We start from the raw sequence: 17,315 nt of genomic DNA on the forward strand, positions 1-17,315 counted from the left end.
CTCTGGCCGCAGCCTGTCGTGGAAGAACCTATGAAAAGCGCAGAAATCCGTGAAGCCTTCCTTCGCTTCTTCGAGGAGCAAGGCCATACCCGAGTCGCCTCCAGCTCCCTGATCCCGGGCAACGACCCGACCCTGCTGTTCACCAACGCGGGGATGAACCAGTTCAAGGACTGCTTCCTGGGTCAGGAGAAGCGCGCCTACACCCGTGCCGTCAGCAGCCAGAAGTGCGTGCGCGCCGGCGGCAAGCACAACGACCTGGAAAACGTCGGTTATACCGCGCGTCACCACACGTTTTTCGAGATGCTGGGCAACTTCAGCTTCGGTGATTATTTCAAGCGCGACGCCATCACCTACGCCTGGACCTTCCTGACCTCGGACAAATGGCTGAACCTGCCCAAGGAAAAGCTGTGGGTGACGGTCTACGCCAGTGACGACGAAGCCTACGCCATCTGGACCCGGGAAATCGGCGTGCCGGCCGAGCGCATGGTGCGTATTGGCGACAACAAGGGCGCGCCGTACGCCTCCGACAACTTCTGGACCATGGGTGACACCGGCCCGTGTGGCCCTTGCACCGAGATCTTCTACGACCACGGCGCCGACATCTGGGGTGGCCCGCCCGGCTCGCCGGAAGAAGATGGCGACCGCTACATCGAGATCTGGAACAACGTGTTCATGCAGTTCAACCGCACCGCCGATGGCGTGTTGCACCCGCTGCCAGCACCGTCGGTGGACACCGGCATGGGCCTGGAGCGCGTGAGCGCGGTACTGCAGCACGTCAACTCGAACTACGAGATCGACCTGTTCCAAAGCCTGCTGGACGCTTCGGCCAAGGCCATCGGCTGCGCCAACGAAGGCCAGGCCTCGCTCAAGGTCGTTGCCGACCACATTCGTTCCTGCGGTTTCCTGATTGCCGATGGTGTGCTGCCGTCCAACGAGGGCCGTGGCTACGTGCTGCGCCGCATCATTCGCCGCGCTTGCCGCCACGGCAACAAGCTGGGCGCCAAGGGCAGCTTCTTCTACCAGATCGTGGCTGCCCTGGTGGCCGAGATGGGCGAAGCCTTCCCCGAGCTCAAGGCTCAGCAGGCGCACATCGAGCGCGTGCTCAAGGCCGAAGAAGAGCAGTTCGCCAAGACCCTGGAGCAGGGCCTGAAGATCCTCGAACAGGATCTGGCCGAACTCAAGGGCAGCGTGGTCCCGGGCGACGTGGTGTTCAAGCTGTATGACACCTATGGCTTCCCCATGGACCTCACCGGCGACATCGCCCGTGAACGCGAACTGACCCTGGACGAAGCCGGCTTCGAACGGGAAATGAACGCGCAGCGCGAACGCGCCCGTTCCGCCAGCTCGTTCGGCCTGGATTACAACAGCCTGATCAAGGTCGACGTACCCACCGTATTCATGGGCTACGACGCCAACCATGGCAACGGCAAGGTCGTGGCCATCTATAAGGATGGCGCTGCGGTAGACGTGCTGAAAGAAGGCGAAGAGGGCGTAGTGATCCTCGACCAGACGCCTTTCTATGGCGAATCCGGTGGCCAGGTCGGTGACCGTGGCTACCTGCTGGCCGGTGGCTCGCGCTTCGATGTGCGCGACACCACCAAGACCGGCGGCGCGTTCCTGCATCACGGTGTGGCGGTACTGAGCGACCTGGCTGTGGGCGCCGAAGTCAGTGCCGTGGTCGACGAGACCCTGCAGCAAGCGACCGCGCTGAACCATTCGGCCACTCACCTGCTGCACGCCGCGCTGCGTCAGGTGCTGGGCGATCACGTGCAGCAGAAGGGCTCGTTGGTGGACAGCCAGCGCCTGCGTTTCGACTTCAGCCACTTCGAGTCGATCAAGCCTGAGCAGATCAAGGCGCTGGAAGACATCGTCAACGCCGAGATTCGCAAGAACACCCCGGTGTTGACCGAAGAGATGCCCATCGACCAGGCCCGCGAGAAGGGCGCCATGGCGCTGTTCGGCGAGAAGTATGGCGACACGGTGCGCGTGCTGACCATGGGCGGTGATTTCTCGGTGGAGCTGTGCGGCGGTATCCACGCCAAGCGCACCGGTGACATCGGCCTGCTGAAAATCACTAGCGAAGGCGGCGTGGCCTCCGGCGTGCGCCGCATCGAGGCGGTCACCGGCGCTACGGCGTTGAGCTATCTGAACCAGGCCGAAGAGCAGCTCAAGGAAGCCGCGCAGTTGGTCAAGGGCAGTCGCGATAACCTGATCGACAAGCTCTCGGCGGTACTCGAGCGCAACCGCGCCCTGGAAAAGCAGCTGGAGCAGTTGCAGGCCAAGGCGGCCAGTGCCGCCGGCGACGACCTGTCGGCTTCGGCTGTCGACGTCAAGGGCGTGAAGGTGCTGGCCGCGCGTATCGACGGTCAGGACGGCAAGGCGTTGCTGGCGCTGGTCGACCAGTTGAAGAACAAGCTGGGCCAGGGCGTGATCCTGCTCGGCGGCGTGCACGAAGACAAGGTGGTGCTGGTGGCGGGTGTCACCAAGGAATTGACCACCAGGCTCAAGGCCGGTGACCTGATGAAGCAGGCCGCTGCGGCGGTAGGCGGCAAGGGCGGCGGTCGTCCGGACATGGCCCAGGGCGGCGGCGTCGATGCCGGCGCACTGGAAAGTGCCTTGGCGCTGACCGTGCCGTTTGTCGAACAAGCGATCTGATTCAACCCTCGCTGGGGCTCGTAGTCTAGTGACGAGTCCCGGTGTTGTATTTAATGGGCGCCCTTCACGGGCTGAGGCGGCTTTGAAATGGCTTTGATCGTACAAAAATTTGGCGGCACCTCGGTCGGCACTGTCGAACGTATCGAGCAGGTAGCCGACAAGGTTAAGAAATTCCGCGAAGCCGGCGATGACCTGGTGGTTGTGTTGTCGGCCATGAGCGGCGAGACCAATCGCCTGATTGCGCTGGCCAAGCAGATCAGCGACCAGCCAGTACCTCGCGAGCTTGACGTGATCGTATCCACCGGGGAGCAGGTCACCATCGCGCTGCTGGCCATGGCCCTGATCAAGCGTGGCGTGGAAGCGGTGTCCTACACCGGCAACCAGGTTCGCATCCTCACCGACAGTGCGCACAACAAGGCGCGCATCCTGCAGATCGACGATCAGAAAATCCGTGCCGACCTCAAGGCGGGTCGCGTGGTGGTGGTCGCCGGTTTCCAGGGCGTCGACGAGAACGGCAACATCACTACCCTGGGCCGTGGCGGCTCGGACACCACCGGGGTGGCCCTGGCGGCGGCGCTCAAAGCCGACGAGTGCCAGATCTACACCGACGTCGACGGCGTCTACACCACCGACCCGCGCGTGGTGGCCCAGGCTCAGCGTCTGGACAAGATCACCTTCGAGGAAATGCTGGAAATGGCCAGCCTGGGCTCCAAGGTGCTGCAGATTCGCGCGGTGGAATTCGCCGGCAAGTACAACGTCCCGCTGCGCGTTCTGCACAGCTTCCAGGAGGGCCCGGGCACCCTCATTACCATTGATGAAGAGGAATCCATGGAACAGCCGATCATTTCCGGCATCGCTTTCAATCGCGATGAAGCCAAGCTGACCATCCGTGGCGTGCCAGACACCCCCGGCGTGGCCTTCAAGATCCTCGGCCCGATCAGTGCGGCGAACATCGAGGTCGACATGATCGTGCAGAATGTTTCGCACGATAACACCACCGATTTCACCTTCACGATCCACCGCAACGACTACCAGGCGGCCCTGGCCGTGCTGGAGCAGACTGCCAGTGAAATCGGTGCGCGTCAGGTCGTCGGCGACACCAAGATCGCCAAGGTGTCCATCGTCGGTGTCGGCATGCGCTCCCACGCGGGTGTTGCGAGCCGCATGTTCGAGGCCCTGGCCAAGGAAAGCATCAATATCCAGATGATCTCCACCTCGGAAATCAAGGTGTCGGTGGTCATCGAAGAGAAGTACCTGGAGCTGGCTGTGCGTGCACTGCACACCGCCTTCGAACTGGACGCCGCCCGACAGGGTGAGTGACAGGAGTTGACGGAAGGGCGCGGCTAACCGCGCCCTTCTTTGTTTTCGGCGGGTCGGGCGCAATGGGCCGGGCTCGCCGATTTCGGGCTATGTCCATGGCTTCCCACCATGGGTTCGTGCCCTTTGTTGCAGACTGTGTTGTCCCTGAAATGAAAGCGTAAGGAGAAAGGTATGCTGATTCTGACTCGCCGGTGCGCGGAAAGCTTGATCATCGGCGATGGTGAAATCACCGTCACAGTGCTCGGTGTCAAAGGTAACCAGGTGCGTATCGGCGTCAACGCGCCGAAGGAAGTGGCCGTCCACCGTGAGGAAATCTACCTGCGGATCAAGAAAGAGAAGGACGACGAACCAAGCCATTAATTTTTATCGATTTTTGTGTTTGCAAACGGGGAGAAAGGTGGTTAATATACGCCCCGTGTTGCGGAGAGCTGGCCGAGTGGCCGAAGGCGCTCCCCTGCTAAGGGAGTACACCTCAAAAGGGTGTCGGGGGTTCGAATCCCCCGTTCTCCGCCATTATTTGCGTAGTACGTTGAGTTTGGCTTCTTCGGTAAGTTGTTGAAATTACTAGAAAAAGTGCTTTACAAAAGAATTCGACGGCCTATAATGCGCGGCAACAAATGCACTCGTAGCTCAGCTGGATAGAGTACTCGGCTACGAACCGAGCGGTCACAGGTTCGAATCCTGTCGAGTGCACCATTTAAGAAGTTGTTTTCAGTGATGTCTGCATCTTCTGCTTCAACCAGTGGTAATCTGGTCAACAAATACCACCTGCACTCGTAGCTCAGCTGGATAGAGTACTCGGCTACGAACCGAGCGGTCACAGGTTCGAATCCTGTCGAGTGCACCATACAAGTGAAAAGCCCGCATTCAATGCGGGCTTTTTGCTTTCTGCGTTTTGAGTTTCTTCGGCGCCAGGGTCTGGCCCGCGCCGAGGTATCTCGACTTCTTGGTCTTCTTCGATCGTTTTTTCTTTTTCGCCGGTGCCGATGCTGGCGGTTGTTGGCGTGCGTGGCTATTGCGCGTGCCGTCTTCGACGATGGTGACGGGCAGTTCCCGGGCGGCCGGGCGGCGGGCCATGGGTTGCTTTCCGGAGGAAGGGTTGTTCGCCCGGTGACGGCTCCAGGGTTGACTGTCTGGGCAGTTGGAGTGGGTAAAAGTGATGTGACCTTCGGGGCTGGTGCACCGCTGTACGGCGGCGGCCTCGGTGCCTGGGGTTGCCAGCAAAAGCAGGAGCAGGGTGGTAGAGAGTGTGTACATGGCGCCGTCCTTGTAGTGTTCATGCCGGCCTCATCGCGGGTAGAACCCGCTCCCACAGATGATCACCGGGGCAGGTCGGGCCCATGAAGATCTCAGAAGCACTGCAGATCCCCTATGGGAGCGGGTTCTACCCGCGATGAGGCCGGTCCTGCTCACCGCAGGCTCGAACAGGCTACCCCCATCCCCCTCAATGTAAATTCTGTTTAGTTTGCCGGATGCGTCGTCGCACCCGTGTTCAACCGCCGCCGAGATTCTTCGCGCAAGCAGTTGTTTCAAGCTGTTTTTTTCACTATCAATCCGTACAAGTTGTGTATGATTGCGCCCGTCAGCCCCGCCGGGGCTTTGGAATATCTCCATGGACTTACCCAGTAGTTACTCAATAAAGCTGTATACCGATCAAGAATTGACTGATTGATTCTCCCGGCGGGGTCCACTGCTGGGAGTGGAGTTCGCCTATGTCCGAAGTAGAAGCAAAAAAAACGCAGGAAAGCTTGCAGGATCGCCTGGCTCAGGTCGTCGATCTGCTGCAGCGCCAGCGTGTGGTCGAAGAACTGACTCACCGTCAGGAAGGCCAGCACCAGAACCTGGTGGAAAATCTGGTCCACCGGCAGAACCTCGTCGAGCTGCAACGCAAGCTCGATGACCTGCACTCCGCCGACGTCGCCTACATTCTCGAAGCCTTGCCGCTGGAAGACCGCCTGACCGTCTGGCAGTTGGTCAAGGTCGAACGCGACGGCGACATTCTTCTCGAAGTGTCCGACTCGGTGCGCGAAACGCTGCTGGCCGACATGGACGACCACGAGATCCTCGCGGCCGCCAAGGAGATGGACGCCGACGAGCTGGCCGACCTTGCCTCCGAACTTCCCCGCGACGTCGTCCATGAGCTGATGGAAACCCTCGACGCCCAGCAGCGCGAGCGTGTGCGTTCGGCCCTGAGCTACGATGAGGAACAGGTCGGCGCCCTGATGGACTTCGAGATGGTCACCATCCGCGAAGACGTCAGCCTGGAAGTGGTATTGCGTTATCTACGCCGATTGAAGGAATTGCCTGGCCATACCGACAAGTTGTTCGTGGTCGACTACGACGGCATCCTCAAGGGCGTGCTGCCAATCAAGCGTTTGCTGGTCAACGACCCCGAGAAGCAAGTGGCCGAAGTGATGGCCAACGACCCGGTCAGTTTTCACCCGGACGAAGACGCCTACGAGGCGGCTCAGGCGTTCGAGCGCTATGACTTGATTTCTGCGCCGGTGGTGGACAAGCACGGCAAGCTGATTGGCCGTCTGACCATCGACGTGATGGTCGACCTGATTCGTGAAGAGAGTGAAAGCGAAGCGTTGCGCACCGCGGGTCTGCGCGAGGAAGAGGACATCTTCGCCTCGGTTTGGCGTTCGCTGCGCAACCGCTGGTCGTGGCTGGCGATCAACCTGATTACCGCGTTCATGGCTTCGCGGGTCATCGGTCTGTTCGAGGGTTCGATCGAGAAGCTGGTGGCGTTGGCCGCACTGATGCCGATTGTGGCGGGTATCGGCGGGAACTCCGGCAACCAGACCATCACCATGATCGTGCGGGCCATGGCCCTGGATCAGGTCAGCCCCGGCAACGGCAATACCAAGCGATTGATGCGCAAGGAGCTGGGTGTCGGCCTGGTCAACGGCCTGGTGTGGGGCGGTGTGATCGGGGTGGTGGCATATCTGCTGTATGGCAGCTGGTCGCTGGGCGTGGTGATGACCGCTGCGATGACCCTGAACTTGCTGCTGGCGGCGTTCATGGGCGTATCCATTCCCATGACGCTGGCCAAGTTCGGCCGCGATCCGGCCATGGGCGCCAGCGTGATGATCACTGCCGTGACGGACAGCGGCGGGTTCTTTATTTTCCTGGGGTTGGCGACCGTATTCCTGATGTGAGGTGGGGGCAGTGCTGGCCCCTTCGCGGCTGGACGCCGCTCCTACGGGAGCTCCAGTGTGGCTGGAATCTTTGCCGCACTGGAGATCCCCTGTGGGAGCGGGCTCTGCCCGCGAGAGGCCCGCCCCGACACCGCAATATCCTCAGCGCACCGCGCTCACCCCGTCCAGCGTCGAAAACGACGTATCCTTGGCCGTCAGCAGGAAATCGCGCATGTACGGCGCATCCAGCATGTCGGTGCGCACCGCCGCGTACAACGTGGCGAACAGACCTTTCTCACCTAGCCGCTTGGCCTTCACATAGCCTCTGGAGCTGTACTCGTGCAGCGCCCAGTGCGGCATGCCGCACACCCCGCGTCCGCTGGCCACCAGTTGCATCATCATCACTGTCAGTTCGGACGTGCGCACCAGCGCAGGCTCCACGTCGGCGGGCTCCAGGAACCGTGTGAAGATATCCAGCCGGTCGCGTTCCACCGGGTAGGTGATCAGGGTTTCGCTGGCCAGGTCGTCCGGCACGATGAACGCCTTGGTCGCCAGCGCATGCTGGTTGGCCACCGCCAGCATCGCTTCGTAGGTAAACAGTGGCACATAGGTGATGCCCGGCAACTCCAGCGGGTCCGAGGTCACGACCAGGTCCAGATCACCGCGCGCCAGCGCCGGCAAAGGTGCGAAGGCGAAGCCGGACGCCAGATCCAGTTCCACTTCCGGCCAGGCGTCACGGAACTGGTCGATGGTGGGCATCAACCACTGAAAGCAGCTGTGGCATTCGATCGCCATGTGCAGGCGCCCGGCCGTACCGCCGGCCAAGCGTGCGATATCGCGCTCGGCACCGCGCAGCAACGGTATGGCCGCATCCGCCAGTTGCAGCAGACGCAGGCCGGCGCTGGTGAAGCGGATCGGCTTGGTCTTGCGCACGAACAACTGCATGCCCAGGCGCTCCTCCAGTTCCTTGAACTGATGGGACAAGGCTGACTGGGTCAGGTGCAACCGCTCCGCAGCCTCGACCAGGCTATCGGCCTCACGCAGCGCATGCAGGGTTTTCAGATGGCGGATTTCGAGCACGGGGTCTCCATGAGCAGAACTTGTGATCAACACGAATAGATTGAGTTTGTCTCATGTTGCTGTGGATGTCGACAATGGCGCCATCTTTTACAAGGAGCAGATTCCATGGCATTGGCCCACAACCTCGGTTTCCCCCGCATCGGCGCCGACCGCGAACTCAAGAAAGCCTTGGAGGCCTACTGGAAGGGCGATATCGACCAAACTGCCCTGCGCCAGACCGGCCGCGACCTGCGCGCGCGCCACTGGCAAGTGCAGAAGGATGCCGGCATCGACCTGCTGCCGGTGGGCGACTTTGCCTGGTACGACCAGGTGCTGAGCCACTCACTGGCCTTCGGCGTGGTGCCCGCGCGCTTCGCCGCCACCCGCGACGACAAGGGCTTGCCCACGCTGGACACCCTGTTCGCCATGGCCCGCGGCGCCGCCCACGGTTGCTGCGGGGTCGAACAGCAGGGCGCTCAATACGCCCAGGAGCTGACCAAGTGGTTCGACACCAACTATCACTACCTGGTCCCCGAATTCAGCGCCGACCAGCGCTTTCTGCTCAGTTGGGACCAACTCTTCGACGAGGTCGATGAAGCCCAGGCATTGGGTCACACGGTCAAGCCGGTGATCATCGGCCCGCTGACCTACCTGTGGCTGGGCAAGGCCAAGGGCGAAGAATTCGACAAGCTCGACCTGCTCGAACGGTTGCTGCCGGTGTACGGAGAGATTCTCGGCCGCCTGGCCCGCCAGGGGGTGGAGTGGGTGCAGATCGACGAGCCGATCCTGTGCCTGGACCTGCCCCAGGACTGGAAAAACGCGTTCGAAAGGGCCTACCACATCCTCCAGTACTCGCCCCTGAAGAAACTCGTGGCGACCTACTTCGGTGGCCTCGAAGACAATCTCGGGCTGGCCGTCGGGCTGCCGGTGGAGGGCTTGCACGTTGACCTGGTGCGGGCCCCGGAGCAGTTGCCAGTGGTGCTCGATCGACTGCCCACCTACAAGGTGCTGTCGGTGGGCGCAGTCAACGGCCGCAACGTCTGGCGCTGCGACCTCGACCAAGCCCTGGCCCTGCTTCACCAGGCCCAACAGCGCTTCGGTGCCAACCTGTGGATCGCCGCCTCCTGTTCGTTACTGCACACCCCGGTCGATCTGGGTCGGGAAGACAGGCTCGATGCCGAACTGCACAGTTGGCTGGCGTTCGCCGTGCAGAAATGCGCAGAGATCGCGGTACTGGGCAAGGCGCTGGTCAATCCTCAAGACGCCGCCGTGCAGAACGCACTGGTGCAAAGCCGTCGCGTGCAGGCCAGCCGCCGGCAGTCATCGCGAATTCACAAACCTGCTGTGCAGGCACGGCTGGCGGCGGTGACCGCCCGCGACAGTCAGCGCCAGTCGGCCTTCGCCCAACGCATCGAAGTGCAGCGCGCCCGCCTGCAATTGCCGGCCTTCCCGACCACCACCATCGGCTCGTTCCCGCAAACGTCGGCCATTCGTCTGGCCCGCCAGGCCTACAAGCAAGGCAAGCTCTCGGCCAACGACTACACCGATGCCATGCACAGCGAAATCCGCCACGCGGTGAAGGTTCAGGAGCGCCTGGGTCTGGATGTGCTGGTGCACGGCGAAGCCGAGCGCAACGACATGGTGGAGTATTTCGCCGAACAGTTGGAGGGTTACCTGTTCACCCGGTTTGGCTGGGTGCAGAGCTATGGCTCGCGTTGCGTGAAACCGGCAGTGATCTACGGTGATCTGAGCAGGCCGCAGGCCATGACCGTGGAGTGGATTCGCTATGCCCAGCAGCAGACCGACAAGGTCATCAAAGGCATGCTTACCGGCCCGGTGACCATGCTGATGTGGTCGTTCCCTCGCGAAGACGTGTCCCGGGAAACCCAGGCGCGGCAACTGGCGCTGGCGATTCGCGACGAAGTGCTGGACCTGGAGGCGGCCGGCATCAAGATCGTGCAGATCGATGAGGCAGCGTTCCGCGAGGGTCTGCCGCTGCGTCGGGCGCACTGGCAAGGGTATCTGGAGTGGGCTGTCGAGGCGTTCCGCCTGTGCGCCAGCGGGGTGGCGGATGCGACCCAGATTCACACGCACATGTGCTACAGCGAGTTCAATGATGTGATCGAGGCAATTGCGGCGATGGATGCCGATGTGATCACCATCGAAACGTCGCGCTCGGACATGGAGTTGCTGGAGGCCTTCGAAGCGTTCGATTACCCGAATGACATCGGCCCAGGGGTATACGACATCCATTCGCCACGCGTGCCGGCCACCGAAGAGATGGTCAAGCTGATGGAGAAAGCCGCCCGGCGTATTCCCGCCGAGCGTCTGTGGGTCAATCCTGATTGCGGACTGAAAACTCGCGCCTGGCCCGAGACCGAGGCGGCTCTGGTGAACATGGTCGCCGCAGCGCGACGGTTGCGCAGCGAATTGCGCTGAGCCCGTCAGGGCAACGTCACAACGGCGTGCGCTGCCCTGTCGGGACGTGGGCTACTCGAACAGCCTGCGGAAATGCTTGTGCACCATCGCCTTGTTGATGTCGCCCCGGTGAATCGCCGGGGCGCCGTCTTTCTGGGCCTGCTGCCACTTCATGCCCAGGTATCGCTGCTCAGCCGTCTTGATGTGAGCCTTGGCGAAGTTGTCCAACGTCGGCGTGTCCGTGCGGTAATGAAAGTGCACGTACCAGAGCGGGCGGGGCGTGTCGCCGGTAATGTCGCGCACCTCGAATTCCAGTAGGAAATCCTTGCCGCCACCCGGGTACGGGTCCAGCTCTCGCACCCCACCTTGCTTGACCACTTCGACACTGCCTTGCTCCAGCAGATAATCCAGGTCGCCGGCCTCGGGCTGCTGGCGGCGCAGACGCGTCTGGATATGCTGCAGGCGGCCCCGCTGACGCAGTGCTTTGGCGCGCGCCCGCAGCTCTTGCACCACGCTTGAATCGGCTGCGCGCTCAGCAATGTCGTCGGCGCGCATGTCCAACTGGCGCGCCTGCATGCCGAGCATGTCCTCGATGTCCTGGGCGCTGACGCTGGCATAACCCTCGATGCGCGTCACCTGGGCATCGGTGCCGAGCAGCAGTTGCCGAGACTCCTCGATCAGTCGTTGCAGATTCGGCTGCGAAGCGGCCGGCGCGGGCAGCGCTTCATCCATCCGCCAGCGATTGCCGGGCGCCTCGACCCACACTTCCCAATGCCCACCGGGCCCCTGGGTACGGAAGCGCCGTGGCAACAGCGGCGTCGCGGCGAATTCCTCACCGATCAGATGCTGACCATCGGCGGTTTCGAACACACGCCTGCGCGATGGTCCGTCCCCTCGCGGGCGCGGCGCGGCGCTGCCGGCCTTGAGCCCGGCGATGGACTGACGCGCCTTGGCGATCAACGCGTCCAGGGTCTGGGCCATGCGCGGCAGCAACTGGGCATCGAAGTACTCCGGGCGCAGCCGTGACAACAGTTCCAACTGCCGCTTGTAGTGCCGATAGCTGGCGATGGTCGACTCCAGCACCTGTTTGAGCTGAGCCACCGAGGCCTGGACCTCGCCGATGGTTTTCTGGCTCTGCAAGGCATTGTGAAAGGGGGTCAGGCTTTCGCACATCTCGCGCAGGTGGAACAAGCCGGGAATGTCGTCCAGCGGTGACGCCGCGTGCAGCAGGAGCGACACCAGGCTGGCCTGGAAAATGTCCCGCTGCGAGACTTTCCTGACCCTGGCGAGCAGTGCGGTGATGGCCTTCTGTTCGCTACCGATCATTCTCTGGTTCCAACTGCCGGCCAATTCGACCAAGGGGTCTATCTCATCGAGCAATGCCAGGCTTTGCCGATAGTTGGCCTGGCGTTGCTGCAACTGTCGTGCGCTATAGGCCACAAAGGTGCCCGGCGCGATGTTCGAGCGGATCTGCTCCTGCAAGGCGTTGTAGCGCATCTCCAGATGCTCGATCTGCTCGATCAAGCGCTTGCACACGGTCTCGGCGACCTGGCCTTGCTGTTCCAGGTTGCGCGCCTTGTTGCGTCTGTCCAGGTACGGTGCCTGGCGTTGCAGGTCGGCGTACAGCGCCTGACCCTCACGGACATCGCGCTCGCACACGGCTTCGGCGGCTTCCCGACCGGTACCACTGCTGCGGTAGCGCTCGAGAATCTCGGCGCTGGCCAGGTTGCGGTGATTGAGGGCTTCGATGGCGGTATCGATGCGACTTTTCAGCGCCTCCCGGCGATGCACCACCCGATCGATCAGCCAGCGCGGCAGGTATTGGCGTATGGCTTGCGGCCAATGAGGTTCTGCGCTGTCGAGCAGATGCCCCAGGGTATTGCCGCCCCCGGCCAGGCCGCCATTGTGAGCGCGGCCGTACACCGCAAAATGGGTATTCCACTGATCGGCTTCGTCCAGGGTGATCGCCTGCCTGACCTGTTTGCGGGCCGTGGCGCTGAGATACCAGAGCGGCGGCTCGCCTTGCAGTTCGACCTTGTAGGCGCGCCCCTGACGCATGATGAAATGCCCTTCGGGCAAGCTGTAGACATGCCGGTAGAGGCCATAGCGTCCGGCTTGTCGACCCCATAGGTCCACCACGCCAGCATGCTCGTAGCCGGCGAAGGCGTCGGCCCGTACGGCCTTGGTCCTGGCGGGTGTGAGTGAGCGCAAGGCGCCGGGCGTGTGGCGCAATTGGCGGGCCTGACGCTGGCCGGTCAGGCGCCGGATCGCGCCGCTGCCCCGGACGACGTTGCCCGGCAGTACGTCCATGGTGGCATCGATCAGGCATTGCAGCACCTGCTGCAGGTCGTCCAGGCCGTTACCGACATCGGCCTGTCGAAACGCCGCCACCGCCTTGTTGGCGCTGTCCCAGGCGTCATACAGGGCCACCGCCGAGCCCACGAACGGCAGCATGCCCAGGGCCATGCGCACGTAGTTGAAGACCTGGCCGCTGTCGAGCGCGAATCGTTCCAGGAACAGGTGGTCGTTGGAACGGGCGGTCAGGCGATGGGCTTCAATAAGGCGGCCCATGTGCGTGTTCAGCAGGTGGTTGGCCAGTGAGGTGGTAGCCGGCCAGGGCGTCCCCACCTCAAAGGGATCGAAGTCACGCAGCCGGGCTTCGCGCAGCCGTGCCTGGTGCACCGTCGTATCGCCGAGCAAGGCGCGCTCGGCGATGTGAGCGAGCATCTTTTCGTTGTTCAGCAGTTGGCCCAGCCCGTCCATGGCCAGGGCCTGGCTGTCGTACCGGCGCAAGCTGCGATGATCGGGGCTGTCGGGGATGTAGAGGAAGGTCGTGGCGCTGACCTGCTCGTGGATCAGGGTGATGCCGGCCAAGGTGCTGGCGACACCGTGGGCGCCAAGCGGCTTCAGGGCCACGGGCTTGAGTTGGATTCGGCGGCCCTCGGGTTGCCAGGCTGCGCTCGAATCGGCATCGATGGCGGTCTGCACGATGTCGTACGCGGCCTGCTCGAACGGGTCTTCGTGGCGCGCCTGGATAACCTGCAATTGCAGCATCAAACGGATCGGCTCCAGCAGGCTTTCGCGGCGAAAGGCGAACGTGAAGCCTGCTTCGTCCGGCGTGCCCAGGAAGCTGGCGCGAATCTTCCGCTCATAGTCCGCAGCCAGGTCCAACTCGCTCACCAGCCGGCTCAGATAGGGTTTGCTGAGGCCTTGCTGAAGCCGTTCGTGGTTTGCCGTCTGGCCACCACGGATCTGCACGCTCATATGTCCCAGGCGCTCGGCCATGTCGGGGTCGACGTTGCCCAGGGCCAGTTCTTCCAGGCTGATGACCTCACGTTCTGCGCTGGGGACCTTGATCAGCTTGAACGGCGTGCCAGGGCTGCCGGAACCGGTGACCAGTTCCTTGCGCTGCTCCATGCGTGCAGGCAGATCGAGGCTGATCTGATACGGCTCGTGGAGCGTGAAGTCCTTGCTCAGTCGAGCCTGCACCTGGGCGCGCGCGTAGGCGGCGCGGGCAGGCAGGTGGCGGGCAAGCACCTGCGCCGAGCGTTGCATGGCGCTGATATAGGCTTGGTACAACGCTTTGTAACGACCCCGTTGAGTGTCGTCCAAGTGCAGCAGCCATGACGGTTGGCGCTGACTCAGCGCGCTGGTCTGGTTCTGTTCGAGCAACTGCGCATAGGCCAGCGTTCGTGCGGCGGGTATCGGTACATGCAACTGCGCCAGGGTGTCCTCGCGCAGGCGTTCGAGCTCGGCGCTTCGACGGCGCTTGTGCTGCTCGCCCGGATAGCGCTCGAGCAGGGCTGCGGCGCGGGTCTCGCAGCCGAGCAACAGTTGCTCCAGGCTGTGCCCGATGGCCTGCGCAGCCTGCTGCTTGATGCTCAGGCGGACATCGTCATCGTGCTCGGCCAGGTCCAGCAGCCAGGTTTTCAAGTCTGCCAGCGAAGCGAAGCGGTGCAATCCACCCTGGATGCCCAGGCTGTAGAGCAGCACGGCGCCGCTGGGCGCGTCGGCGTCGATGGCCGCGGGCCGACAGATCAACAGCCAGCCGCCCAGCGTATCGCTACGGGTTGATTCGCCGGTCGGCAGCCGTTGGTGGTACGCCAGGCTCAAACCGGCCACCAGGGTGTCGACGTTTTGCGGGTCAGGGTCCAGTACCGCGCGCAGCAGTGCCGCGTCGTCGGCTTCGAGTTGTCCCAGGCTGTGCTGAATCTCGGTTTCAGCCCGCAGCGCTGCGACATGGGCGGCTTGCAGGGCGCTGTAATGGGCGTTTGGCTGGGTGCGCAGCTCAGTCAGCGACTGCCCGGCGTCGATCGCGAGCAGGTCATCCAGAGACGCTTGAGCGGCGAGACGGGCCTGGTTCAGGCTCTGCAGCAGCCCGCTCAGGCTTCGCCATCTCGGGTGCTCGGCATCGCCGGCATAGTCAGCCCCCAGCCATTGCTCCATGGCCCGACGCTGGCGCATCACTTCAGCCGCGCGCTGCTCCAGGGCGATATCGGCGTGCAGTTGGCCGAAGGTGATCGGCGCGAGGCTTTCAGGCCCGCTGTCAACGCTGACGACGTGTTGCTCATTCAGCAGTTGAAGGTGTTGCTGGCGCAATTCGGTATCGAGGTGGTCGTCGTGCTCGCTGGGCTCGGCGCCCAGCGCTTCGAGCACCGCCACACGGCAATGGCTGAGCAATTGCCGCGGCGCGCTGTCCAGCGGGTCGTCCTTGACCTCGTAGTGCAAGCGGATGTCGCTGGGGTGTTCGATGCCGGGCCACAGCCGCGCGATTTGACCGGACAGGGTGCCCTCCAGGTCGGCGCGGCTGGTGAAATGGCGCAGGGCAGGGTGTTCGCCCGGCACATACAGCAATTGCTCGGTGGGCGCCTCGCCGTCCAGGGTGAACAGCAGCGCACCCGGCAGGCGGGCGCGTTTGCCGTCGGTCAAGGCCAGCGCCAGGCTCTCCACGTAGAGGGTGTGGCTGCCGAGTCGATGGGGGCCCAGCGGCGATTCGAACAACCGCCACACTGGCTTCAGTTGCACGGCACTGAGTCGACCGGTGGCGTAGGCCAACTGCGCGCAGGCTTGCAGGTGCCGAGCATACTGGTCGGCGAAGTGTTCGCGGTGCGACAGGGCGGTGGCGGCTGCCCGTTCGTTCCAGTAGTCGATCCAGCGTTGCTTGAAGGCGTCGGCGACATTGTCGGGAGCCGGTGCCAGTTGCCGCATCTGCAACAAGCCAGGTGCTGCCGCCAACAGCTGCCCGGCCGTGTGCCGGACCGCTGCCAGCTCAGTGGTGGCCGTCAATTGCAGGCTGGCATCGAGTCGCTCGGGCGTCGGCGACACCGAGGCGGGATTGGAACGTTGGGTGGTGTGGATGAAATCATCGAGGGCATCGTGCATGGGGCACTCCTTGGTCGGGCTGGCGGACTGCACAAAGCCGTCCGCGAGGCGGCATTACAGCGGGCACCGCTCGCGGCCGTGCCCTAGCCCGGTACCACCTGACCGCTCGGCACCGTTCATCAAACTGTCACGCAACTGTGGCAGCGCCCGCGACAGAACTTCATCAGACTCGCGCTCTACTGGGGATCTGTATGCTGGTGTCATTCATGCGTTTATTTCTGTTCCTGGCCGCGCTCTGGTGCGGCCAGTCTGTGCTTGCGGCTTCTCGTTGTTCCGTCGATGTGCCAGTCCAGCATGCCCAATTGGCCGAGGTGAATCTGGCGTACCAGAGCATCGGGCGCGAGCAGGATCCGGCCTTGTTGCTGGTGATGGGGCTGGGCGGGCAGTTGATTCACTGGCCCGATGAGGTGGTCTCGGCGTTGTGCCAGCGCGGCTTTCGGGTGATTCGCTACGACAATCGCGACGTCGGCCTGTCCGTTTGGGCGCAGGCACCCCAGGGTGTCAACCTGACCTTCGAGGTGCTGCGCTACAAGCTGGGGCTGCCGGTGTCGGCGCCCTACAGCCTGACGGACATGGCCGAGGATGGCCTGGGGCTGATGGACGTTCTGCAGGTGCGCCGGTTTCACGTGCTGGGCGTCAGCATGGGCGGCATGATCGCCCAGCATCTGGCCGACCGCGCGCCGGTCCGGGTGCAGAGCCTGACCCTGATCATGTCCAGCTCCGGTGCCCCTGGCTTGCCGGAACCGCGCCCGGCGCTGCTGCAGTTGCTGGCCAAGCGCAGCGCGCCGAATCGCGAGGTGGCGTTGGAGCAACAGGCGGATCTGCTGGCAGCCCTGGGCAGCCCGCAGGTGCAGGACGACCGCGCGCAGTTGTTGCGCGAGGCGCAGATTTCCTATGACCGGGCGTTCAATCCAGACGGCGTGCAGCGGCAGATTCTGGCGATACTGGCCGAGCCGAGCCGGGTGGAGCTGTTGAACAGGCTGCGGGTGCCGACGCTGGTGGTGCATGGCACCGCGGACCCGTTGTTGCCGGTGATGCACGGGGTGCATCTGGCGGCGCATATACAAGGCAGCCAGTTGAAGTTGATTCCCGGGTTGGCCCATCGTTTCCAGGAGGCCTTCAAGGCACCGCTGCTGGGCGCGGTGTTGCCGTATCTGACGCAGCAGCGCCAGCGCGATGGGGTGTTGGCGGGGTTGTAGCGGTGTCAGGGCTGGCCCCATCGCGGGTAGAACCCGCTCCCACACAGGATCTCCACTGGGCTGGAGTTCTGTCTCTGACACAGATCCCCTGTGGGAGCTGGATTCATGGCCTCACCCAGAGCCCCTGTGGGAGCTGGATTCC

Annotated in this window: 9 protein-coding genes and 3 tRNA genes; 9 read left to right on the top strand and 3 right to left on the bottom strand. The window is 63.1% G+C overall.

Going from position 1 to position 17,315, the window contains the following annotated elements; genetic code table 11:
• The first annotated feature begins 30 nt into the window (after window positions 1-30).
• The 6 genes from alaS to B3397_RS21715 all read left to right on the top strand — a co-directional run bounded on the left by alaS (window position 31) and on the right by B3397_RS21715 (window position 4,822).
• Window positions 31-2,655 (top strand): alanine--tRNA ligase, encoded by a 2,625-nt coding sequence (gene alaS / locus B3397_RS21690; protein WP_296253927.1) that lies wholly within the window; start codon window positions 31-33, stop codon window positions 2,653-2,655.
• 87 nt (window positions 2,656-2,742) lie between these two features.
• Window positions 2,743-3,975, top strand: coding sequence for an aspartate kinase (locus B3397_RS21695; protein ID WP_296253930.1), 1,233 nt, complete (start codon window positions 2,743-2,745; stop codon window positions 3,973-3,975).
• Between the two features lie 171 nt (window positions 3,976-4,146).
• Window positions 4,147-4,335 (top strand): carbon storage regulator CsrA, encoded by a 189-nt coding sequence (csrA, locus tag B3397_RS21700; protein WP_003178872.1) that lies wholly within the window; start codon window positions 4,147-4,149, stop codon window positions 4,333-4,335.
• A gap of 62 nt (window positions 4,336-4,397) precedes the next feature.
• Window positions 4,398-4,488, top strand: a tRNA-Ser gene (locus B3397_RS21705).
• A 106-nt stretch (window positions 4,489-4,594) separates the two neighbouring features.
• Window positions 4,595-4,671: transfer RNA gene (locus tag B3397_RS21710), tRNA-Arg, on the top strand.
• A 74-nt stretch (window positions 4,672-4,745) separates the two neighbouring features.
• Window positions 4,746-4,822, top strand: a tRNA-Arg gene (locus B3397_RS21715).
• A 20-nt stretch (window positions 4,823-4,842) separates the two neighbouring features.
• On the opposite strand, the gene B3397_RS21720 is transcribed toward B3397_RS21715, so the two are convergent.
• Window positions 4,843-5,232: a hypothetical protein gene (locus B3397_RS21720; RefSeq protein ID WP_296253969.1), complete on the bottom strand. Its 390-nt coding sequence runs from the start codon at window positions 5,230-5,232 to the stop codon at window positions 4,843-4,845.
• Window positions 5,233-5,687: 455 nt separating this feature from the next.
• Between B3397_RS21720 and mgtE the strand changes: the two genes are divergently transcribed.
• Window positions 5,688-7,136, top strand: a complete 1,449-nt coding sequence (mgtE, locus tag B3397_RS21725) for a magnesium transporter (protein WP_296253972.1) — start codon at window positions 5,688-5,690, stop codon at window positions 7,134-7,136.
• Between the two features lie 141 nt (window positions 7,137-7,277).
• Here mgtE and metR read toward each other — a convergent pair whose 3' ends face one another.
• Window positions 7,278-8,195: a transcriptional regulator MetR gene (gene metR, locus B3397_RS21730; RefSeq protein WP_296253974.1), complete on the bottom strand. Its 918-nt coding sequence runs from the start codon at window positions 8,193-8,195 to the stop codon at window positions 7,278-7,280.
• Window positions 8,196-8,300: 105 nt separating this feature from the next.
• Here metR and metE point away from each other — a divergent pair, with 105 nt between their 5' ends.
• Window positions 8,301-10,613: a 5-methyltetrahydropteroyltriglutamate--homocysteine S-methyltransferase gene (metE, locus tag B3397_RS21735; protein ID WP_296253976.1), complete on the top strand. Its 2,313-nt coding sequence runs from the start codon at window positions 8,301-8,303 to the stop codon at window positions 10,611-10,613.
• A 51-nt stretch (window positions 10,614-10,664) separates the two neighbouring features.
• Here metE and B3397_RS21740 read toward each other — a convergent pair whose 3' ends face one another.
• The gene (locus tag B3397_RS21740; protein ID WP_296253978.1) at window positions 10,665-15,974 is read right to left on the bottom strand and encodes a dermonecrotic toxin domain-containing protein; all 5,310 of its coding nucleotides are present in this window, start codon (window positions 15,972-15,974) and stop codon (window positions 10,665-10,667) included.
• A 191-nt stretch (window positions 15,975-16,165) separates the two neighbouring features.
• Between B3397_RS21740 and B3397_RS21745 the strand changes: the two genes are divergently transcribed.
• Window positions 16,166-17,173 carry an alpha/beta fold hydrolase gene (locus B3397_RS21745; RefSeq protein WP_296253981.1) on the top strand — a complete coding sequence of 336 codons (1,008 nt, stop codon included), beginning with the start codon at window positions 16,166-16,168 and terminating at the stop codon, window positions 17,171-17,173.
• Window positions 17,174-17,315: the final 142 nt, after the last annotated feature.

Origin of the sequence: Pseudomonas sp. UBA4194 (assembly GCF_002379585.1) — a bacterium.
Taxonomy (GTDB): Bacteria; Pseudomonadota; Gammaproteobacteria; order Pseudomonadales; family Pseudomonadaceae; genus Aquipseudomonas.